This window comes from Actinopolymorpha sp. B11F2 (assembly GCF_040195635.1).
Classification (GTDB): Bacteria; Actinomycetota; Actinomycetes; order Propionibacteriales; family Actinopolymorphaceae; genus Thermasporomyces.
Map to the genome: position 1 here is coordinate 133,467 of NZ_JBEFTX010000008.1, position 21,640 is coordinate 155,106.

Here is a 21,640-nt window from a genome sequence, read left to right on the forward strand (position 1 = left end):
GCAGCATGATTGTGGCGTTCAGCATCAGTCCCGCAGGCGGCGCCGACGACGGCAGCGTGAGCGAAGCCGTCGCCGCGGCGGTACGCGTGGTCCGCGAGTCCGGCCTGCCCAACGAGACCAACGCGATGTTCACCAACATCGAGGGGGAGTGGGACGAGGTGATGGCGGTGGTCAAGCAGGCCGTCGACGTCGTGGCAGCGACCTCACCCCGGGTCGGCCTCGTGCTCAAGGCCGACATCCGTCCCGGCCACACCGGAGAGCTCACCGGCAAGGTCCAACGCGTCGAGCGCCTCCTCGCCGACGGAGACCACGTCGGGGAATGATCACGCATGCGGGATCATTCCCCACGCTGCGCGGTGCATTCGCCATGTTTCGTGGGGAATTGGCATGGGTCGTCGTGAGCTGGCCAAGGGGTGGGATCGGTGAGCGGGCGCAGGCCGGCGACCAGCTCGGCGAGGCGTTCCGGGCGAACGACTCTCGCGCGGACGGCACCCGATGCGAGCCGCCGGGTGAGCGGGTCGAGCGGCAGGGGCGCCTTCGACGCGAGCAGGAGGACGTTGCCGTAACGCCGGCCACGCAGCTGGGACGGTTCGGCCACCAGCGCGACGTGCCGGAAGACCTCGCGCAGGGTGGCCGCCTCCGCGCGGGCGTGCCGCTGCTCGGTGCGGTCGGCGACGTTGGCGACGTAGGTACCGTCCGGTGCCATGACGCGGGCGAGGTCTGCACAGAACTCGACCGTCGTGAGCGCCGGCGGCACCTGGTTGCCCGCGAAGACGTCGCGGATCACGACGTCGTGGGAGGCGTCCGGGAGGGTACGTAGGCCGTCGCGAGCGTCGGCGACCCGGATCCGGAAACCCTGGTCGCGGCGGATCCCGAAGGCCCGGCGGACCAGCTCCACCAGGTCCCCGTCGATCTCGAACACCACTTGCCGTGAACCTGGTCGGGTTGCCGCGACGTACCGCGCGAGGGTGCAGCCGCCGCCTCCGAGATGGGCGACGCGCAGCGGCGCCGGCAGGGCCGCGTCCCGGTCGAGGACGTCGAGCAGGTCGCCGATCCACCGGACGTACTCGAACTCCAGCCGGGTGGGATCGTCGAGATGGACATACGAACTGGGTACGCCGTTGACGACCACGAACCACCCCGCGGGGTCATCGCGGTCGACCGTGAGCTCCGCGCTGCCGGTGCTGATCGCGTGCGCGCCGGCGTACGCGGCCGGTCCAGCGTCAGTCCTGCGCGGCTGCCGCCGGGTGCGGGCGGGCGGACGGCGGTCGGGCACGGCGCCAGCGTGGCATGACCGACAGCGGCCCTGGTCGGCAGGTGGGTGTGGATGACCAGGTGATCCGGACCCAGGTGATCCGGACCCAGGTCCCGGGCCTTGCGACCTCCGGGCGTGCGAGACTGCAGAGGACGACATGATCACGGCGGAGGTGACCAGTGGCCGGCAAGGGACGGATCGCCAAAACCGCGGTGACGTACGCGATGAAGTACGGCCCGCTCGTCTACGAAGCCATCAAGCACGGCCGGGAGCCGGCGCAGCGTGCGGTCCAGAAGGCGCTGGCACGGCAGGCTGATCGCAAGCGCGCGCTCACCCACGCGACAACCGTGGTCGACGGCTCGGTGCTTCGGGTGTTCCACGAGGCCGAACCGATCTGGGTGGTTTTTTCCAAGGACACGCCGGTGGCGAGCTACCCCGCCGTCGACGTGCCGCTCGCCGACGTCCTCCAACACGCCGATCTGAGTCTGCGGGTCACGCCGCCCCCACCAGGATCAAGGCGGCTGCCCGACTTGGACATGTCGAAGCTGCCGAAGGTCCCTGATCTCCCGGCGCTCGCTCGCAAGGCGCTCCGCCGCGGGCACCGCTGACCCCGCGCGCCGGGCAAGAAAGCTCCTCGGGCGGTACGCCCGAAACGTCCAGAAGTCTCAGCTCGGAGGTTGGCGGAGTCGCTTGATGTCGCCGCGCCGCTTCTTCTCCTCGAGGCGGCGCTGGTGCGCGCCCTTGGTCCGCCTGGTCGGCCGGCGGGGCTTGGGCGGTGGAGCGGTCGCGTCCTCGACGAGGGCGGTCAGGCGGGCGAGGGCGGCGCGGCGGTTGGCGAGCTGCGAGCGCTGGTCAGAGGCGGTGACGGTGAGGACGCCGTCCACGAGCCGTTCCGCCAGTCGCCGCAGGGCACGCTCGCGCAGGACCGGGCTGAGTGCCTCCGACCGGGCGAGGTCGTACGACACACTCACCCGGGAGTCCGTCGTGTTGACCGACTGGCCGCCCGGCCCGCCCGAGCGGGAGAAGCGCCATGACAGCTCGTGCGCGTAGCCGCTGAGGTCGAACCCGCTTCCCCGCCTGGGCGCGCGGGCGGACCCGCGGTCGGGGTGCTCGTCATCACGCACGGCGGGACAGCTCCTCGGAGGTGGACGGCAGGCAGGCCCGGTCGTCCGTCGTCGACCAGGCCCACCTCCACCCTACGCACGGGCACGCGGGCCAGGCCCAGCCGCGAGCCGCCTGCTCGGCCGCGAGCTGCCTGCTCAGCCGCGAGCCGCCTGCTCAGCCGACGGCCGGACGGACCTTCTCGGCGTACCACGGCGCGTAGACCTGTGCGTGGAAGTCGGGCGCCTCCTGCTGCCACACCTTGTCCAGTGCGGCGTAGTACCTCCGGGCGGACTTGACGAACACCTCGTCGTCGATGCTCGACGTGAAGCCGTCGTTGGTCTTGTTCACCGTCTGCTCGAGCTTCGCGAGCTCGGCCCGGATGTCGCTGACCTTCCGTTCGAACGCCCACCGGTTGATCGCGTCGTCGGACGCCGTTCCCGATGGACCGGGGCTCTCCTCCGCCGGGAAGAACTGCTCCTGCGGCGGGGTCGGGTTCAGCTTGGTGCCGGCCGAGTAGGCGTCGACGATCTCCTTGCCCCACGCCTCCTCGGCGCTGCCGGGCAGGTTCTCCACGCTCTCGGCGAACACCGGGATCATCGTGTTCGTCGGGATCATGGAACCTCCGACATAACCGCCGTAGACGTTGCGCAGGTCCTTCGTCTCCTCGTTGATCACCTTCATCTGCGTGGTGAGGCCCGGACCCATCATGTAGGTGTGCAGGTTGACCGCCTTGTCGAGCACGTCGTCCTCGGCGTCCGGCCGGAACGAGATCATCGCGTTGCCGTAGCGGGCGGTGCCGTCGTAGAAGCCGGTCTCCCCGAACGGCAGGGGGATCCAGCCAACGATCTCTTCGTACGGCTTGCCGGTCGGCGACACGAACTTCGCCGCCTCCGGGTCATTGGGGCTGTGGACCAAAGCCGCCGGGTTGCCCATCCACATCCCGACCTCGGCCCGGGTGAAGGCCGCGTTGGCCTGCCCGTCGTCGAACGTGATGTCCGTACGCACCGACTCGTCGTCGAAGACCATGCCCCGGAACAGCTCGACCGCCCGCACCCACGTGTCCGCGTGGGTGGTGAAGTCGGCGCGCCAGTTCCAGCTCGTGTCGGGGGCGGGTACGTCGGTGAGAAGCCCGTGCGCGTTGGCGGACAGGAACGCCCAGTAGTTCCAGTTGACGAGGGCGATGCCCTTGCGCTTGCCCGACGTGGTGGCCTTCGCGATCTCGCGGACCCGCTGCCACGTCCACGTCCGGTCGAACGAGATGTCGGAGATCCCGGCATCGGAGAGGAAGTCCCGCCGGTAGTAGAGACCCTGACCGGCGCCGGAGTATTCGTACGGCAGTCCGTAGCGCTTGCCGTCGAGCTGCCAGAAATCCCATGCCGGCTTGACGACCGGGTTGAGCTTCCTGCCGAACTGGTACTTCTCCGCGAGTTCGGTGATGTCGGCCGCGAGCCCCTGGACGAAGGCGTTGCGGATGTTGCCCGATCCCCAGCTGCCCAGGACGTTGCCGATGAACAGGTCCGGCGCCGTGCCACCGCCGACCGACGCCACGAGGGCTTCGGTGTCCTGGATGTCGGCGTTGATGTGGGTGAGCTTGACGCCGGGATTCTGCTTGAACCAGCCTTGGAGCGCCTCGGCGTACCCCTTGGCGTTGGCGTCCTTCTTCCGCTTGTCAGCCGACGGCATGACGGGATAGGGGTCCGCGTTCGGCACCCCACCGATCTTGAGGGTGACGTCAGCCGAACCGCCGCCCGCTCCGGAGTCCTTCTGGCAGCCCGACAGCGTAAGGCCGCCGGTGGTCAGTACGGCGCCGGCGGCGAAGGCACGCAGCATGCTCCGCCGGGTGAGTGTGCCTCCCATCTCCTGCAGTGGCGAGTACGTCGATTGTGGATCGCCCATGGCTACGGCTCCCTTGACGGCGGTTCCGGACGTCCATCGGGCGGCCGGGGGTGGGTGTGGTGGTGGGGGTGGTTGAGGGAGTGGTGACGGGGAGGTGCGGTGGAGTCGCGGACGACCAGCGAAACCTCGAGCAGGGTCTCCCGGCCGGACATCGCCGGGCGCCGGATGCGTTGGAGGAGGTGCCAGACGCTCTGGGCGCCCATGAGTTCCTTGTCCACGCGCACGGTGGTGAGTGGCGGGGCGGCCTGGCCGGCGAGCTCGATGTCGTCGTAGCCCACGACGGAGATGTCCTCCGGGACGGAGATGCCGCGTTCGCGCAGGGTGGCGAGCGCGCCGAGTGCGGTGGCGTCGTTGCAGCAGAAGACCGCGGTCGGCGGAGTCGGGAGGTCAAGCAGTTCGGCCATCTGCGCGCGACCGCCTGTCGGGCTCAGCGTGGTCGTGCGGATGAGTTCCGGATCGACGGTGTACCCGGCGTCGACGATCGCCCGGCGATACCCGCGGAGCCGGTCGCTGATGGACGGGAACTCCGCAGGTCCGGCGATCATCGCCGGGACCGGGTCGGTGTGGCCGAGGTCGAGCAGGTGCCGGACGGCGAGGTAGCCACCGCGTTCGTCGTCGTTGCGTACGGCGTCGAGCGTCGCCGCCCGCGCGCCACGGACACCGCCGAGCGAGTGCGTGCCCCCGGGCGAGTGTGCACCTCCGAGGGAGTGTGTACTGCCGAGGGAGACGCCGTTGTCGACGAGGACGCAGGGCACACCGGTCGCCGTGATCTGGTCGACCGTGTGGTCCGGCAGGTAGCCGACGAGCAGCAGGCCGTGCGCCTCGCGGCGTTGGACGGACAGCGGAAGGGGATCGTGGCGGTCGATGCCCACGACGAGTTCGTACGACAGACTCAGCCCGAGCGTGGCGCACACACCCTGCGCACCCTCCAGCACCGACGAGTAGAACGGGTTGGTCCGCAGGGAGTGCTCCATCAGCCGGATGACGAGGCCGATCGACCGCACACCTGGGACGGCCGTGTCGTCTGTGGGCTGGACCGTCGTCCGGCGAAGAGCTGGCCGGTAACCGAGTGCGGACGCGGCGCGTTCGACGGCGTGCCGGGACGCGGTGGAGACCGCGGCCCGGCCGGAGAACACCGCCGAAGCTGTGCCCATGGACACACCCGCTCGTTCGGCGACCTGCCGCAACGTCGTTCGCCTCCCCGGCTGTCCGACCACTGATATTTCCCCGATTTTCAGAACAAGATTTCAATTGGTTCAGTGAACGTAGACGTCCGGCTTCGGCGCGGTCAAGGGCTGGATCTCGCTCAAATGCGGTTCTACTCTCAGATTTTCAACTGAACAAGACTGTGAACGCATCCGCACCTCCCTCTTGGTAACCCAGCCGTCGAGGTCTCCGCCCCACCGAGCTGACCGGAGTCCACATTCGAGGAGGTTCTGCCATGACGCGATCCCGATCCACGAGCGATCCAGCAGAGAACCCGGCCGGCCGGATGGCCCGGCGTACGTTCGTCCACGGTGCGCTCGGCTTGGGTGTCGCGGGAGCCGCCCTCCCGCAGCCCGTGCTGGGTTCCGCGCTCCCGGCCCTCGCAGCCCCGCCCGAGGTGGACCCGCTGAGCTTCCTGGTCGGGACGGTACGCAACCGGTTCACCGACGACACGAGCCGGACCTGGGCGGCGGACCTGTCGAAGTACCTCGATCGGGAGCGGCAGACGATCCGCAGCGTGACCGGCGAGCTCACCTGGGACTACGGCACCGGCGTCCTGACGATCGCGACCGCGCGGACCCAGGGTGCGGTCGGCTTCCTCGGGGCGGCGGGCCGGCTGGACCTGGGCGACGTCGTGCTCTCCTGCGGGAACGAGTACGCCTCCGTCCTGGTGACCGCTCTCGACGACCGCCCACTGCGTACGTCGGAGCTCGTCCTCGTCCAGGCGGTGACCGAGGAGGAGGCGTACGGCTGGAGGGTCGACGGCGACACGATCGCGGGCGTGGGCGACCACCCGGTCGGCGTACGGGAGATCGATGCGATTGTGGAGTTCGCGCACCTGCCAGGGACGCATGCGAACGTCCTCGACGGCAACGGCCATGTCAACCGCGCCCTGCCGGTGGAACGCAGCGGAGAAGGAGGCCGGCTGGCGTTGCCCGCGGACGCCCTCTACACCGTGATCGCGCGCACGCCGCGCGACGACGATGCTCCCGACGGCGAGGACATCCCGTACATCTGGTGGGAGGGCGAGGCGCCGGCGGAGACCAACTTCCCCGACCAGACGGAGTTCTCGCCTACGGAGGACGAGAAGCACCTGCTGTCCGGAGGCGACTGGCTCAGCAACGCCGGCACCCGCGGCGCCGACGACCCGGAGGCGTTCGCCCGTTACGACGTCGACGTGCCGGACGGCGGCGACTATCACCTGTGGGTACGGAAGTTCTGGCACCACGGGCCGTTCCGCTGGCGGTTCGACGACGACGAGTGGCAGGTCGTCGACGACTCGTTCGGGCTCGCCGACTCCACCTACATCCGGCGGTTCCTGGGTGCGGACTGGGTGCATGCCGGGAAGGTCCGGCTCGCCGCGGGCAGCAGGTCGTTCGAGCTACGCCTGCTTGCCGGGCCGGGTGAGGCGCTGACGTCGTGCTTCGACGCATTCCTGCTGACGCCGGGGTTGTTCGTCCCGCGGGGGAAGTTCAGGCCGGGGGAGTACGGCCGCGTGGCCAACCCGGGTTTCACGGCGTTCGAGCCGGGAGCCGACGCGTTCGCCACGTCCCCGATCGATCTGCGCCACCTGAACGAACGCACCGCCGGCGAGCGCGGCTTCGTCACCAGCCACGGCGGTCGTTTCATCCTGGGCAGTGGTAAGCCGGTCCGATTCTGGGCGGTCAACGTCGGACCGGAGATCGTCCGGCAGGACGCGGGTTCGGTCGACTACCTCGCGCGGTTCCTCGCCAAGCGGGGCGTCAACATGGTGCGGATCCACGGCCCGATCTTCGACGAGGCATCGGGCGACCTCGCCGCCGTGGACATGGCCTACCTCGACCAGCTGCACTACTTCGCGGCCGCGATGAAGCGGGAGGGCATCTACACCCACCTCAGTTTCTACTTCCCGCTGTGGGTCCAGCTGGGGTCCGACGTCGGCTTCCCGGAGTACGACTCGATCGAGAACAAGAACCCCTTCGCCCTGCTGATGTTCGACCCGGACTTCCAGGAGGTGCACCGGGCGTGGGCACGCACCCTGCTCACAACCCGCAATCCGTACACCGGAAAGCCGCTCGCCGCCGACCCGGGCGTCGCGATCGTCGAGATCCAGAACGAGGACAGCTTCTTCTTCTGGACCTTCACCCGGGGCAACGTCCCGGCAGGGCACCTGGCGATCCTCGACACGGCGTTCGGGTCCTGGCTCGCCAATCGCTACGGCTCGGCGGCGGACGCACTCGCCGCCTGGGGTGAGGGCAGCGAGGTCGACGGGGACGCCCCGGACGACGGCCGGATGGTGGTGCAGGAGGCGTGGATGATGACCTCCGACGCACATCCGGCCGACGGACCGATGAGGCGGCGGATGCGGGACCAGCGGGAGTTCGTCGTCGCGCAGCAGCGTGGGTTCTACGCCGACACGGTGCGGTACTGGCGCGAGGACCTCGGAGTCCGCAGCCTCATCACGGCGAGCAACTGGATCACCGCGCAGCCGTCGACGATGGACGCTCTGGAGCGCTACACCTATACCGCAACGGATGTGGTCGACCGCCATGATGCGTACTTCGGCGGCCGGCACGAGGGGTTCGGGTCGAGCTACATGATCGACGTCGGGCAGACCTTCGACGACCGGTCCACGCTGACCGAGCCCGACGCGGCCGTGGTGAAGTTCCACCGGATCGCGGGGTTCCCGCAGACCGTGTCGGAGACGGGTTGGCCCAACCCCAACCGGTTCAAGGCCGAGTCCGTGGCGCTCTGGGCGGCGTACGGATCCCTGCAGGGCATGGGCGGCGTGGAGTTCTTCGCGCTGGACCGGATCGGCTGGCGGGGGAGCCCCGGCAAGTTCACCACGATGGTGCCGAGCATCGCGGGCCAGTTTCCGGCGTACGCCCTGGCCTATCGGCGGGGTGACATCACCGAAGCCAAGCCGGTGGTCGACCTCACCCACTCGCTGGCGGAGCTCTACGACTTCGGCGAGACGCCCGTGGTCGACTGACCTGCTGGCCTGCTGACCTGCTGGCCGGCGGACGGAGGAGGCGGGCAGAGGGGGCGGGCGGAGCGGCGGGCGACAGCTGCCTGGATACCATGCCGGCAGTTACGCGGAGTGGCCAGGTCACGAGGCCGGCCGTCACAGGGAGTGGGTGCGAGCGGATGTCGTCGGAGCGGCGGCCGACCCTGAGGGAAGTGGCCGAGCGCGCGGGAGTCTCCATCGGCACCGCGTCCGGCGTTCTGTCCGACAAGGGTTCGGCTTCCCGGGAGACCAAGGCCGCGGTGGTCGCCGCCGCGGAGGAACTCGGCTACACCCGACGTCCCCGCCAGTCGACCCGGGCCGCCGGTTCCGCGCTCACCACCGCCGGGATCCTCGCCCGCCGCCTGCACTTCCCCTCGCCGGGAAATCCGTTCTACATGGAGGTGCTCAACGGCGCCCAGCGCGCCTGTGCCGACCTCGGGATCGCCCTCACCCTGGAGACGGTGGAGGACGCCGACGACAGACAGCTTCCGCTCATCGTCGCGCGGCGCCAGGCGCAGGGCCTGCTGGTCCTCGGCTCGCTCGACGACCGGTTCATCCGCCGCCTGCTGGAGGCGGGAACGCCTTGTGTCACGGTGGATCACACTGTCGAGGACCTTCCGGTCGACTGCGTACGCAGTGAGGACGAGCACGGCGGGTATCTCGCCACCCGGGCGCTTCTCGATCTCGGACACACCGACCCGCCGCCGGCGATGATCGTGGGGCTGCCCGCGCTGCGGCCGCTCGCGGACCGGGTGGCGGGATATCGCCGGGCACTCGCCGAGCAGGGGCTTCGGGTGCCGCCGCGCTACGTCCAGCGGTCGGCCGACCTCAGCTTCCCCGCCGGTCGCGCGGCCATGGACCAGTTGCTCGACCTGCCGACGCCGCCGACCGCCGTCTTCGCCAGCAACGACTCGACGGCGCTGGGTGCACTCGAAGCACTCCGTACGCGTGGAATCGCGGTGCCTGAACAGTGCTCGGTGATCGGGTACGACGACATGGAGATGGCATCCCACAGTCCGCCCCCGCTGACGACCGTCCACGTCGACATCGACCTGCTCGGCGCGCAGGGGATCTGGCACCTCGTGCAGCGGGTGGCCGCGCCGGCGATGACGCGGCGGGTGACCTGTCTGGGCGTACGCCTCGTGACACGAGACTCGACCGCGCCACCGCCGCAGCAGCGCAGCCGTTCCGCTGGATGAGGGCGCCCCTCATCCAGAAGGCAGGCCCGCTCAGATGATCTCGAGGTAGTCCCGATCGGGAAGCTCCGGGAATGCCGCCGTCGGCAATGCCTGGTACCAGTACGCCACCGACGCGATGTCGTCCTGCAGCGGGAGATAACGGGTTCCTGTGCGCCAGCCGAGTGCCTGCATGGTGACGCGGAGTCCGTCGCGGAACCGGATCGGATCGGTGATGTGCCAGCGGTAGAGGCTGAACCGGCTCTGCGCGGCGTTCGGGTCCTTACCGTCAGGCATCACGACGAGCGGCATTCCGGCGTACGGCGTCGTGAAGGTCTGGTAGTTGCCGTCGACATGGAATGCCCACGCACCACAGAAGTAGTCCTCGGTTCCGGTACCACAGATCGTGGGTGCATCCTCACCGTCGATGAACCATTTCAGCTCACCCTCGCCCCACCAGCCGTTGTTGTTGACGCCCCACGCGACGTAGGTGCCGACGAAGTGGCCGGACCCGGAAATCCCGTCGACGATCGTGTAGTCCTGTTTGTATGGCAGCGGGTTCGTACGCCGGAACTGGGCGTGGAAATAGGCCGCGTCCGCGGGCACCTGGGTGAGTTGGTAATTCACCTGATAGAAGAGGACGGAATCCTTTTCGGAAAGGTTCTCCACCGTGATCCGGCAGCGGCGCCGGAATGGCATCTGCCAGTAGCAGTTGAACCCGTTGCGTGGATTGACGCAGACCGGGAGTGAGGAGATCTGGGCGAAGGGTCCCCAGCCCGAGGCGAAGAAGTCGCCGAGTGGGGTCTCCACCGATGGCTGCTCCTGGTCGTCCCAGTAGATCCGCAGGATGAGGAAGCGGACCTCGCCCGCAGGGGTCATCCAGATCTGCTGGATCGAACCCGGCCCTTCGATGTCGGCGACCTCGAAGGTCGTTCCCGCCTTGATGCTCACGGCCGGGCTGACCTTCCAGCCGGTACCGAGGTCGCGTGCCGCGTCAGCGCCGAGGCCCTCGGTCGCCAGCGCGCCCTTGCCTGGCTCACCTGTCGGGTTCTCCGCCGAGATCGATCGCGACTGCGCATCGGAGAGGCGGTAGAGGTTGCCGAGGTTGAGACCAAGGCCGTCGAAATTCGAGGTCACGAGATCAACTCCGTCAGGTCGCTGTGTGGTGCGGATGTCAAAGTTTGTCGGGGGACCCACGTCGCGTGGTGAAGAAAGAAGGCACGTCGGCCTGAAAGGCTAGTATGTTAGTTTGTGAATGGCATCCTCGTCGGTGGGCAAGTTGCGGGCGACGCGACCGTTATCGGCGCTCTCAACCGCCCGAGCCTGATGTCGCTGCCGCCGTCGCCGCGATCGTCGCGACAGTGGCCGCGTTGACCGCCTCGACCGCCCGTCGTACGGCGTCCGCGGCCCAGGCCCCCTCCGCTATCTCCTTCGCGCGTCGCTTGAGTGCGCGCCTGTCCAACGACTCGACGACCTTCGGTACCACGTCGATGGCCGAGAGCAGCGAAACCAGCGCCCCGATCCGGTCGTCCGGCGTCAGGCCGACCACGAGGACGTCGTGCAGGCGTTCACGCAAGGCGTTCTCGTGATGGGAATCCTCGGCCGGCCACCTGGTCGTCGGGAAGATGCCCAGAATCCTGCCCTCCTCGCGGCGGAGGATGCCTCGGTCCGCGAGGCCACTCAGGAGCCGGGCGCGCAGTCCCTTGCCGAGCGGCCCTATCACGCTGTCGGGCTTCTTTCCGTTCTTGCCCGCGATGAACGTCAGAGCGTCGTCGAGGATCGGTTCGCCGGCGGGTGCGTGGTCGCGGACGACGAGCCGCCCCTTCCTGACGTTCTCCTCCCGCGTTTCCGCGACGTCAACCTTGCCTTGCAGGACCAGTTCGAGAAGGAGCGCACCAGCGATCGCGTGGTCCAGTTTCGTCCCGTCAGTCACGGGTTTTCCGGTGGCGTCGTCGACCAGGAGGAGGAGAAGGTCTTCAGCGAGGAGCATGTGGGAGCACCTGTTCCGTCTGCCGGGTGCCGACGAGCAGCCCCGGTCGTCGGTCGTCAGTCATCGGTCGCAGCTGGTCATCGGTCAACACATGGGGGCATCGGACATCGACCGACGTCCCAGGATAGGCACCGCGTCCACCGGCGGACACCTGAACGGACTCCACCGCTTCCCGGTCGTTGTCCGGCTCCGGAAGCCGGCAGAGGGCCGGTCCCACCCGCGTGGGAGACTCCTGGGCCATGGGATATGACGCTGCAGCAGATCGCTATGACCGGATGACATACCGCCGCTCCGGCCGCAACGGGCTCCACCTGCCCGCCGTGTCGCTCGGGCTCTGGCACAACTTCGGCGACGACATGCCGCTCGAGCGGCAGCGCGCGATCCTGCGCCGGGCGTTCGATCTCGGCGTGACCCACTTCGACCTGGCCAACAACTACGGGCCTCCCGCCGGGTCGGCCGAGCTCAACTTCGGCAAGCTGTTCCGCCAGGACTTCGCGCCCTACCGCGACGAGCTCGTCATCTCCACCAAGGCCGGTTACTACATGTGGCCCGGCCCGTACGGCGAGTGGGGATCGCGCAAATACCTGCTGTCCAGCCTCGACCAGAGTCTTTCCCGGATGGGACTGGACTACGTCGACGTCTTCTACTCCCACCGGTTCGACCCCGACACTCCGCTCGAGGAGACGATGGGAGCGCTCGACTCCGCCGTCCGGCAGGGAAAGGCGTTGTACGCCGGCATCTCGTCGTACTCACCCGAGCACACCAGGCAGGCCGCCGCGATCCTCGCCGATCTCGGCACGCCCCTGCTCATCCACCAGCCGTCGTACTCGATGCTCAACCGCTGGATCGAGGAAGCGCTCGTCGACACTCTCGGCGAGCTGGGAGTCGGTTGCATCGCCTTCTCGCCCCTGGCCCAGGGCATGCTCACGGACAAGTACCTCGGCGGCATCCCCGAGGGATCGCGGGCGTCGCAGGGGAAGTCGCTTTCGCCCGACCAACTGTCGGAGAAGAACCTCGCACACGTCCGTGCGCTCCACGCGATCGCGGCCAGACGGGGTCAGTCGCTGGCGCAGATGGCACTGGCGTGGGCCTTGCGGCATCCGCAGATGACGTCCGTCCTCATCGGTGCCAGCAGCGTCGAGCAGTTGGAGGACAACGTCCGCGCACTCGATACGTTGGACTTCAGCGCTGACGAACTCACCGAGATCGACGGCCACGCGGTCGAGGCCGGCATCAACCTGTGGAAGCGGTCCAGCACCAGCTGAGTGCCTCCGGCAAGGGGGCGCCGCGCCCCTGGTGTCGACAGAAGTTGATCACGCTGGTTGACTACGCGCGTGCTTGTGCCCGACGATCTCCTCTCGTCGGTCGCCGAACCCGCGACGAGTCACCTCCTTCGAGCGGACGTCCTCACGACGTACCCCCTTCGAAAGCACTGCCCGTGATCGAACTGGACGACATCCAGAAGAACCGTCGGCTCTCCGGCCGCGAGATCGTGCAACTCGACGGCGTGGACCTGCATGTCGAGGCCGGCGAGATCTGCGGCGTCATTGGCGAGTCGGCGTCCGCGCTGCGGACGCTGGTGCGCTGCGTCAACCTGCTCGACCGCCCTGACGGCGGCAGTGTGGTCGTCGCCGGGCAGGATCTGACCGCGGCGAGCCGGTCCGCGCTCAGGTCCGCCCGCCACGGCATCGGGATGCTCACCGGCGATGCCGGATTGCTCGACCAGCGGACCATCGCGCGGAACGTCGGCCTGCCGCTGGAGTTCGCGGGCGTACGCCAACGGAAGCGTGACCTGTTCGTCGACGAGATGCTCGACCTGGTGGGCCTGGCGGAGTACGCCGGCGCCTACCCGGCCGAGTTGGGCGTCCTGGACCGCTCGCGCGCTCGGATCGCCCGGGCGCTGGTGGCCGGTCCGCGGGTGATGCTCTGCCACGAGCCGACCAGGGACCTCGACCCGGCGACCGGTTCCCACGTCCTCGACCTCGTACGAAACCTCGCGCGACGGTTCGGTGTCACCGTCCTCCTGGCCACCCAGCACCACGTTGTGGTCAAGGCCGTCTGCGACTCCGTGGCCCTGCTGCGTGACGGGCGAGTGGCCGAGCACGTCATGTTGACCGACGTGCTACGCAGGCCCGACTCCGACCTCGCCGGAGCCCTGCTGCCCACCCTTCCCGACCCTGTGACAGGCGCCGACCGTGACCGGCTGCTCGCCGACCTCACCTTCACTGGAGAGGCCGAGCACGAGATCGCGCTGACCGAGACAGCAAGGGCCTGCGGTATCGACGTGTCAGTCGTTGCCGGCGGCGTCGAGACGATCTGTGGCCTGTCCGTCGGTCGGCTGCGTGTCGAACTGATCGGACCGGGGGAGGACTGCCAGAGGGCCCTGCTCAGGTTCGCCGATCTTCACCTCACACCGAAAGTGCACCTATGAGTCAGGCCATACATCAGGGACGGTTCAGTAACTGGAACGCGGTGGGGCCGGAACTCGCCGACGCGACACTCGCGACGCTGTCGATGGTGTCCCTCGCGACGCTGCTCACCGTCGCCATCGGCCTTCCACTCGGCGTACTCCTCATGTCGACCGGGCAGAGCGGGCCACTGCACATGAGCCGGTTCCACCGGATCCTCGGTGTGGTCCTCGATACGGGCGGCACCCTGCCCTTCCTCGTCCTCCTGATCGCCGCGATTCCCCTCACCCGCAGACTGGCGGGTGAATCGGTCGGTGTCCTCGCGGCCATCGTCCCGCTGACGCTCGCAGCCGTCCCTTTCTTCGCCCGCCGGGTCGAACGGAGTCTCGGCAAGGTCGACCGTGGCCTCGTCGACGCGGCGTACGCGATGGGCGGGCGCACCCGCCATATCCTCGTGACTGTGCTGCTCCGCGAAGGCCTCTCCCGTATCGTCACCGCGCTCGCGTTGACGATCGTGGTTCTGCTGGGCTACAGCGCCATCGCCGGCTTCGTCTACCCCGAAGGTCTCGGCCGGTTGGCGATCACCTACGGCTACTCGACGTTCCGGGCAGACGTCATCGCCGCGATCGTCGTCGTGTTCGTCGTCCTCACCCAGCTCGTGAAAGTGGGCGGGGACCTCGTGGCCCGGCGGCTGGAGCACCGGCGATGACGGCGCCGGCGCGAGCGGCTGCAACACGCCGGGGCACCGGGCGGATACCGTCGACACCCGCCCGGTGGGTCCGCGGGCTCTGTGCGTTCCTTCTCCTGCTGACTCCTACGGCCTGCAGCTCCGAGGCGATCGGGCTGTCGTTCAGCACCCCGCGAGTCCTCAAGGTCGGCGTCACGCCGCGCCCGGACGGCGAGATCCTGGCCCATGTCGACAAGGCCGTCGCCCCGGCCCTCGGATTCGAGCTGGATCCGGTGCGCTTCACCGACGCGGCCGCGGCGAAGGAGGCGCTCCGCGACAAGCTCATCGACGTGGCGTTCGTACGCAACGACCCGGAGGCGGCGGCCCTTGGACAGGTGATGCCGGGCCGAGGTCTTGCCTTCGTGGCACCGGTCTTCGTCGAACCGCTCGCGGTCTACTCCTCGACCATCGCGCGCGTGTCCGATCTGGAGGAGGGCGGCGAAGTCCTGATCCCGAGCGAATCGGCAAAGGCCGGTCGCGCCCTGCGGCTCCTCGCGGCGCACGGCGTGGTTCGCCTCCGCGAAGGTGCGGGAACGCAGGCGACGGTCCGTGACGTCACCGCAAACCCGAAACACGTACGGATCACCGAGGTGCCGGCGGAGGAGATGCCGCGCGGCTACGACGACGCCGTCGCCGCGGTGGTCGACGTGTCAACCGCCCAGCGGACCGGCCTGACGGCAGCAGGGGGCAAGGTGCTGGTGCTGGAGCCCGCCGACGGTAACGCCTACGTCAACGGGCTCTTCGTCCGTGCCGGCGACGAGGACGATCCGCAGGTCAGCAAGCTCGCCGAACTGCTGCGGTCGCCGAGCGTGAAGGCGTTCATCGAAGACACCTACGACCACACGATCATGCCGGCGTCCTGAGACATGTGCCGCCGCCGTCGCGGGACGTCTTCAGATCCGAGTAACCCCTAGGGGGAGGTTCCGGGTTCGTGGGCGAGGTGGATGATCGTCCTACGCCGTAGAGTGGGGCACCAGGAGGTGGACGATGCTGAAGATCCTGCTGGTGATTGCCGCCGTCTGGTTGGCGATCGCCGTGATCAGCTTCCTTTTCAAGTCACTGCTGTGGCTCGGGATCATCGCTCTGGTGCTGTTCCTCGCCACGAGCGCCTGGGGCTGGGTCAAGCGCAACTCCGGCGGCTGACCTTCCTGCCGCGCCGCCGCGGAGGCACTCCGCGCGCGGCGCGATCAGGGCTCGATGCCCCCGGTCTGGAAGCCGATGGTGGCCGACGCCCTGCGCACGGCACCGACGGGAGCCTGCGGTACGACGTCGTCGAGGAACGCGTAGTCCTTCGCCACGTCACCGAGTCCGGGCACCCGCTTGGCCACCTGCCACCATCCGGCGATGTCTGCCCACCCGGGCGCGGACAGTGACCCACCGAAATGCTGCACCGACAGGGCGGCACACAGGTTCGCGAACCGCAGCCGGTGCAGCAGCGGCCAGCCGGCGAGCGTCGACGTGACGAATCCGGCGGCGAACACGTCACCCGCACCGGTCGTATCCAACGCCTCCACTGGCAGCGCCGGGACGTCGGCGCGTTCACCCGTCTCGTTGTCGACCGCCAACGCGCCCCGGCTGCCGCGGGTCACAACGGCCACCGGTACCAGGTCACCGAGCTTCGAGAGCGCATCCTCAGGGGTCGTCGTCCGGGTGTACGCGAGCGCTTCGGGGGTGTTCGGCAGGAACGCGTAACAGTCGCTGAGCCGATCCAACAGGGCCGGCGACCACTGCTCGGTCGGGTCCCAGCCCACGTCGGCGAAGACCCTGGCGCCGTCCGCGGCAGCCCTGCGCGTCCAGTCCTCGGCCTCCGGTCCCAGATCGACGAAGCATGCCCGGGTGTGTGCGACGCCCTGGCAGCTGATCATCTCGTCCGGGCTGAGCGGCGGGTCGTGGGCATGTGTGATGAGACTCCGGTCGGCCTGGTAGGCCAGCGAGACGGTGACCGGTGAGTGCCAGTGCGGGAACCTCCGCGATGCGGAGAGGTCGACGTCCTCCTGCTCGGCGAGGGTCCGCCAGCAGAAGTCGCCGTAGACGTCGTGCCCGAACGCCGCCGCCAAGGACGTACGCAGACCCAGCCGGGAGAGCGCGATCGCGAGGTTGGCGACGCCACCGGGCGAACACCCCATGCCCTCGGTGAAGATCTCCGTACCGCTCTCCGGCGGTGCACCCAGGCCGGTGAAGATGATGTCGAGGAAGACCGTCCCGGAGACGAAGACGTCGAACGGCGGATCGTCAGTGGTACGAAGAACGGCTAACGGATCATGCGACGGCCCTCGACCGACCACCCGGCCGAGCTCCCAGGGCGTCGAGCCGAGGTGACCGCCTGCGGCGGCGTCGCCCAGGTCCGGACCCGGCTGCTCTTCCGCCGTGTCCATCGACTCTCCCTTGCTGATCGCGCGTTCTCCCCGATGTGGGGACCCACCGTAGCGTGGCGGTACCACCGATGTCGGGCGGATAGCAGACGTTGCTGTGCGCCCGACCCGAACCCAAGGCGTCCCGGCCGGAAGCACCGGCCGGGACGCCACGGGGGTTGGGAACGTAGGAAAACGTCAGGTCAGGCCGCGTTGGGCCCCACGAGATCTGGCTCGGCGAGCTTGCGGAGGCGGTGGAGGGCGTCGCGTTCGAGCTGGCGGACCCGCTCGCGGGAAAGGCCGAAGCGCTCGGCGATCTCGGCGAGCTTCCACGGCCGTCCGTCGTCGAGGCCGTAGCGCAGCCGGACGATCTCCGCAGACCGGGCGTCGAGGGTCTCGATCAGCGCGGCGAGACGGGAGCTGGACTCGGCCGCGACGACGGTCTCGTCCGGGCCCGGCATCACGTCGCGCGCGACCAGGTCGCCGAGCGAGGTCTCGCCGTCGTCGTCGACGGTGACGTCGAGCGACACGTGGTCGCGGCCCCAGCTCACGAGTTCCTCGACGCGGCTCTCGCCGACGCCGAGTTGGGCGGCGAGCTCTGCGTTGTCAGGCTCGCGGCCGAGCTCACGCTCGAGCGCGCGCCGCGCGGCACCGAGCGCGTTGAGGTCTTCGACCACGTGGACCGGCAGCCGGACGACCCGGGCCTGCTGTGCGATGCCGCGGGTGATCGCCTGGCGGATCCACCAGGTGGCGTAGGTGGAGAACTTGTAGCCCTTGGTGTAGTCGAACTTCTCGATTGCCCGGATGAGTCCGGTGTTGCCCTCTTGCACCAGGTCGAGCAGGGGTAGGCCCGATCGGCCATAACGGCGGGCGATGGAGACCACCAACCGCAGGTTGGCCTCCAGGAAGTGCCGCTTGGCGCGGCGGCCCTCGTCGCTGATCCACACCAGCTCGTCGGGGGTCGGTTGCGCCGGAACCCGCCCGCGGTCGCCGAGGCGGTTGTCCAGCAGCTGCTCAGCTAGTTGACCGGCTTCGATCGCCTTGGCAAGCTCGACTTCCTGGGCCGCGTCGAGCAGCGGCGTACGCGAGATCTCGTCGAGATAGCGACCCACGAGATCGCGATCTTCGACGTAGTCCTCGGCATGACGACGGCGCAGTGGCAAAGTGTGTCCTCCCAGCTCCGACACGCGGATCACCGAACCGCTCGGGTGATCCGTCACCAGCTCAACGTCTCAGGTGTCCGACCGAATTCCCGGTGCGGGCCGGTTCATGCGTAGCGGCCTGCCTCGATAGTCCCGACACCGTGATCGTCCGGGCGTCGTGACGAGGTGTGGATCCGTCCGTTGTCGGGCATACCGAGGTCTTGCCGCTGGGCATTGTCCGGGCGTGGCCAATCACCCACATCGGTCCCCGGACGGATTTGCCGTGCCGTGGGACGCCTCGGGCAGCTACGCACCGCTGCCGGCGTGGATCGCCCGGACTGTCTCGACCGTGTCGGCTTCGGTGGCCGTCTTGTCGTCGCGGTAGCGGAGCACCCGGGCGAAGCGCAGTGCCATCCCACCGGCGTACCGACTCGACGTCTGCACGCCATCGAACGCGACCTCGACCACCAGCTCCGGCCGAACGTAGACGGTCCAGCGGTCGCGGTGCGACTCGAGCGCGAGCAGGCGTTCGGTCTGCCAGCGCAGCAGCTCGTCGGTCAGTCCCTTGAACGTCTTGCCGAGCATGACGAACTCGCCGGTCCGCGGATCGCGGGCGCCGAGGTGGAGGTTGGACAGCAGTCCGGTACGCCGGCCGTGACCCCACTCGACGGCGAGGACCACCAGGTCGAGGGTGTGGCGCGGCTTGACCTTGATCCAGGCAGCGCCGCGCCTGCCTGCGTCGTACGGCGCGGTGAGGGCCTTGACCACAACCCCTTCATGACCACGTTCGCAGGCGTCGGAGAAGAAGGTGGTGGCCTCATCCAGGTCGGACGTGACCAGGCGGGGGACCCGCAGGTGGGAGGGGAGCACGCGCTCGAGCACCGCCCACCTCTCCCTTCCGGGCTCGCCCAGGAGGTCCCGGGCGTCGTGGTGGAGGACGTCGAAGAAGAACGCCCGGACCGGCACCGCCTCCCGCAGCTTCGCGACGTCGGTGCGGCTGCCCACCCGGCTGGCAGTCACCTGGAAGGGGCGCGGCCGGTCTACGTCGTCGAGCGCGATGACCTCGCCATCGAGCACGATGGCACCGCTCGGCAGCGCACGTACCGCCTCGACGATCTCGGGGAGTCGGCCGGTCACCTCGTCGAGGGTGCGGGTGAAGATCCGGACACTGTCGCCCTCGCGGTGTACCTGGACCCGGACGCCGTCGAGCTTCCACTCCAGCGCGGCCGGCCCGTCGATCTTCGCCAGCGCGGCGGCCATGTCGGGCGCGGGTGAGGCGAGCATGGGACGCAGCGGCCGGCCCACTTCCAGCCGGAACTGGTCCAGCACGCTCGCCCCGTCCCGCGCGGTGGCCCGGACAGTTGCGCCGGTCTTCGCGTCGGAAGCCCCATCCGCGGTGCCGCTGTCGGTGCCAGTGCCGCTGTCGGTGCCAGTGCCGCTGTCGGTGCCAGTGCCGCTGTCGGTGCCAGTGCCGCTGTCGGTGTCGGTGCCAGTGCCGGTGTCAGTGCCAGTGCCGCTGTCGGTGGGAGTGGCGTCCTTCGCCGCGGCGACGGCCGCGCTCGCGACCGGAGCGATCGCTCCCGCGACCATGATCGCTCGACGGACGTCGGCAGCGGGAAGGGCGCTCGCCTTGATCACGGCGTCGACCATGACGCCGTCGAGCGCGCCCTGGCGGAGCTCGCCGCCGATCAGCCCGGCGAGGAACCGCTGCTCCGGTGCGGTCGCCCTGGCCCAGATAGCGGAGAGCAGTTGCCGGCGACGCGCCTGTGAGCCCGGACCCGCGACCCTCGAGATCTCCTCGAACGCCTGGTCGACCTCGCTCACCCCGAGACTGGCCGTCTCACTCGGCGCGGGAAGATCCCGCAGGGCGGCGTAGCCCACTCCCGTGCGCCGCTGCCGGAGCTCACCGGCGAGATAGAACACCACGAGCGCGACCTCGTCCGGATCGGCGGCCCGGAGGCAGTCGGCGATCTCGCGGACCTTCGCGAGCCGCGAGGACGTGCCGGACACGGTGGCGGAGGCCTGCGCCAGGTCGACGAACAGCATGACACCATTCTCGCGGAGCCCGCCGACACCAGGCCTGACCAGCCCGATCGCCGCTGCCCCACCGACCGACTGCCCCACCGACCGACTGCCCACCGACCGACTGCCCACCGACCGACTGCCCACCGACCGACTGCCCACCGACCGACTGCCCCACCGAGCCCACCGCCGCCGACCTTGCCGGAGCGAGATGTACAACCTGCTGTTCGCGTGGGTGCTGAAGCGCCTGCCGGCCGAGACCGCGCACCGGCTGGCGTTCGGACTGATCCGCCTGGTCGGCGCGACACCGGGAGCCGCTCGTATGCTCCGCCGGTGGCTCGGACCCGTTGATCCGGTGCTCCGCGTGCACACACTCGGGCTCGACTTCGCCGGCCCTCTCGGTCTCGCTGCCGGTTTCGACAAGGACGCGATCGGAGTCGAGGCGATGACCGCGCTCGGGTTCGCGTACGTCGAGGTCGGCACGGTGACCGCACGGTCCCAGCCGGGCAATCCGGCTCCGCGCATGTTCCGGCTTCCGGACGATCGCGCCCTCGTCAACCGGATGGGGTTCAACAACCACGGCGCCGCCGTCGCGGCGCAGCGGCTCCGGAAGTGCCAGGACCGTCGGCGGGGCGGGGGCGAGCCTGGCAGAGGCCCGCTGGGTGCCGTCGGGGTCAACATCGGCAAGACCAAGGTGGTTCCGGAGTCCGAGGCTCTCGCCGACTACGCGAGCAGCACGCGGCTGCTCGCCGACGTCGCCGACTACCTCGTCGTCAACGTCAGCTCGCCGAACACGCCCGGGCTGCGGAACCTGCAGGCCATCGAACACCTGCGGCCGCTTCTCCTCGGCGTACGCGAGGCACTGGACGAGGCGGCGAGCCGGCGGGTACCGCTGCTGGTCAAGATCGCCCCCGACCTCGCCGACGCCGACATCGACGCCGTGGCCGACCTCGCGCTCGAACTCGGCCTGGACGGCATCATCGCCACCAACACGACGACCGCGCGGCAGGGACTGCAGACGGCGCCAGCCGCGGTCGAGGAGATCGGAGCGGGCGGGCTGTCGGGAGCTCCGCTGAAGAGGCGTGCGCTCGAGGTGCTCCGCCGCCTGCGCGCGCGGACCGGTTCCCGGGTGGTCCTCATCGCGGTCGGCGGCATCGAGAACGCCGAGGACGCCTGGGAGCGCATCAGGGCCGGGGCGACCCTGGTCCAGGCGTACACCGGATTCATCTACGGCGGGCCACTGTGGCCGCGCCGACTGCACCGCGACCTCGCGCGGCTGGTGCGGGAGGCGGGTTACTCGTCCATCGGCGACGCCGTGGGCACGGCCGGTCCTCCCGAACCGTCCGTGCCCACCAGGTCCCCTCGCCGGTAGTCGATC

The 21,640-nt window shown here is 69.3% G+C and carries 19 protein-coding genes; 10 read left to right on the plus strand and 9 right to left on the minus strand.

The window, feature by feature from the left end:
- Positions 1-5: 5 nt before the first annotated feature.
- On the plus strand, positions 6-323 hold the full coding sequence (locus ABN034_RS16535) for an MTH1187 family thiamine-binding protein (RefSeq protein ID WP_349691898.1): 318 nt from the start codon (positions 6-8) through the stop codon (positions 321-323).
- Between the two features lie 14 nt (positions 324-337).
- Here the strand turns inward: ABN034_RS16535 and ABN034_RS16540 are convergent, their stop codons facing one another.
- A complete protein-coding gene (locus ABN034_RS16540) occupies positions 338-1,276 on the minus strand; it encodes a spermidine synthase (RefSeq protein WP_349691899.1) in 939 nt (312 codons plus the stop codon).
- Between the two features lie 158 nt (positions 1,277-1,434).
- Between ABN034_RS16540 and ABN034_RS16545 the strand changes: the two genes are divergently transcribed.
- Positions 1,435-1,863: a hypothetical protein gene (locus tag ABN034_RS16545; protein WP_349691900.1), complete on the plus strand. Its 429-nt coding sequence runs from the start codon at positions 1,435-1,437 to the stop codon at positions 1,861-1,863.
- 57 nt (positions 1,864-1,920) lie between these two features.
- On the opposite strand, the gene arfB is transcribed toward ABN034_RS16545, so the two are convergent.
- From arfB to ABN034_RS16560, 3 genes are all read right to left on the minus strand, one after another.
- A complete protein-coding gene (gene arfB, locus ABN034_RS16550) occupies positions 1,921-2,292 on the minus strand; it encodes an alternative ribosome rescue aminoacyl-tRNA hydrolase ArfB (RefSeq protein ID WP_349692015.1) in 372 nt (123 codons plus the stop codon).
- Positions 2,293-2,533: 241 nt separating this feature from the next.
- Positions 2,534-4,255, minus strand: coding sequence for an ABC transporter substrate-binding protein (locus tag ABN034_RS16555; protein WP_349691901.1), 1,722 nt, complete (start codon positions 4,253-4,255; stop codon positions 2,534-2,536).
- A 2-nt stretch (positions 4,256-4,257) separates the two neighbouring features.
- On the minus strand, positions 4,258-5,472 hold the full coding sequence (locus ABN034_RS16560; protein WP_349691902.1) for a LacI family DNA-binding transcriptional regulator: 1,215 nt from the start codon (positions 5,470-5,472) through the stop codon (positions 4,258-4,260).
- 224 nt (positions 5,473-5,696) lie between these two features.
- Here ABN034_RS16560 and ABN034_RS16565 point away from each other — a divergent pair, with 224 nt between their 5' ends.
- On the plus strand, positions 5,697-8,432 hold the full coding sequence (locus ABN034_RS16565) for a hypothetical protein (RefSeq protein ID WP_349691903.1): 2,736 nt from the start codon (positions 5,697-5,699) through the stop codon (positions 8,430-8,432).
- A 188-nt stretch (positions 8,433-8,620) separates the two neighbouring features.
- Positions 8,621-9,646 carry a LacI family DNA-binding transcriptional regulator gene (locus ABN034_RS16570; protein WP_349691904.1) on the plus strand — a complete coding sequence of 342 codons (1,026 nt, stop codon included), beginning with the start codon at positions 8,621-8,623 and terminating at the stop codon, positions 9,644-9,646.
- 30 nt (positions 9,647-9,676) lie between these two features.
- Here the strand turns inward: ABN034_RS16570 and ABN034_RS16575 are convergent, their stop codons facing one another.
- Together ABN034_RS16575 and ABN034_RS16580 are read right to left on the minus strand one after the other, a co-directional pair.
- The gene (locus ABN034_RS16575) at positions 9,677-10,759 is read right to left on the minus strand and encodes a glycoside hydrolase family 172 protein (RefSeq protein WP_349691905.1); all 1,083 of its coding nucleotides are present in this window, start codon (positions 10,757-10,759) and stop codon (positions 9,677-9,679) included.
- A gap of 172 nt (positions 10,760-10,931) precedes the next feature.
- Positions 10,932-11,612, minus strand: coding sequence for a GOLPH3/VPS74 family protein (locus ABN034_RS16580; RefSeq protein ID WP_349691906.1), 681 nt, complete (start codon positions 11,610-11,612; stop codon positions 10,932-10,934).
- 239 nt (positions 11,613-11,851) lie between these two features.
- On the opposite strand from ABN034_RS16580, the gene mgrA reads away from it, so the two are divergent.
- The 5 genes from mgrA (at position 11,852) to ABN034_RS16605 (ending at position 15,890) form a co-directional block, all read left to right on the plus strand.
- Positions 11,852-12,877: an L-glyceraldehyde 3-phosphate reductase gene (gene mgrA / locus ABN034_RS16585; RefSeq protein WP_349691907.1), complete on the plus strand. Its 1,026-nt coding sequence runs from the start codon at positions 11,852-11,854 to the stop codon at positions 12,875-12,877.
- A 173-nt stretch (positions 12,878-13,050) separates the two neighbouring features.
- Positions 13,051-14,043 carry a methionine ABC transporter ATP-binding protein gene (locus ABN034_RS16590; RefSeq protein ID WP_349691908.1) on the plus strand — a complete coding sequence of 331 codons (993 nt, stop codon included), beginning with the start codon at positions 13,051-13,053 and terminating at the stop codon, positions 14,041-14,043.
- Positions 14,040-14,729: a methionine ABC transporter permease gene (locus ABN034_RS16595; RefSeq protein WP_349691909.1), complete on the plus strand. Its 690-nt coding sequence runs from the start codon at positions 14,040-14,042 to the stop codon at positions 14,727-14,729. The genes ABN034_RS16590 and ABN034_RS16595 overlap by 4 nt, the downstream gene beginning before the upstream one ends.
- Complete coding sequence (locus tag ABN034_RS16600; RefSeq protein ID WP_349691910.1) at positions 14,726-15,610, plus strand: MetQ/NlpA family ABC transporter substrate-binding protein; 885 nt, start codon at positions 14,726-14,728, stop codon at positions 15,608-15,610. The genes ABN034_RS16595 and ABN034_RS16600 overlap by 4 nt, the downstream gene beginning before the upstream one ends.
- Before the next feature lie 124 nt (positions 15,611-15,734).
- A complete protein-coding gene (locus ABN034_RS16605; protein WP_349691911.1) occupies positions 15,735-15,890 on the plus strand; it encodes a hypothetical protein in 156 nt (51 codons plus the stop codon).
- A 44-nt stretch (positions 15,891-15,934) separates the two neighbouring features.
- Here the strand turns inward: ABN034_RS16605 and ABN034_RS16610 are convergent, their stop codons facing one another.
- The 3 genes from ABN034_RS16610 to ABN034_RS16620 all read right to left on the minus strand — a co-directional run bounded on the left by ABN034_RS16610 (position 15,935) and on the right by ABN034_RS16620 (position 20,286).
- On the minus strand, positions 15,935-17,122 hold the full coding sequence (locus ABN034_RS16610; RefSeq protein WP_349691912.1) for a carbohydrate kinase family protein: 1,188 nt from the start codon (positions 17,120-17,122) through the stop codon (positions 15,935-15,937).
- Positions 17,123-17,301: 179 nt separating this feature from the next.
- Complete coding sequence (locus tag ABN034_RS16615) at positions 17,302-18,255, minus strand: sigma-70 family RNA polymerase sigma factor (protein ID WP_349329272.1); 954 nt, start codon at positions 18,253-18,255, stop codon at positions 17,302-17,304.
- A 291-nt stretch (positions 18,256-18,546) separates the two neighbouring features.
- Positions 18,547-20,286: an ATP-dependent DNA ligase gene (locus ABN034_RS16620; RefSeq protein ID WP_349691913.1), complete on the minus strand. Its 1,740-nt coding sequence runs from the start codon at positions 20,284-20,286 to the stop codon at positions 18,547-18,549.
- On the opposite strand from ABN034_RS16620, the gene ABN034_RS16625 reads away from it, so the two are divergent.
- The gene (locus ABN034_RS16625) at positions 20,285-21,634 is read left to right on the plus strand and encodes a quinone-dependent dihydroorotate dehydrogenase (protein WP_349691914.1); all 1,350 of its coding nucleotides are present in this window, start codon (positions 20,285-20,287) and stop codon (positions 21,632-21,634) included. The two genes, ABN034_RS16620 and ABN034_RS16625, sit on opposite strands and share 2 nt — an antisense overlap.
- The last annotated feature ends 6 nt before the right edge of the window (positions 21,635-21,640 follow it).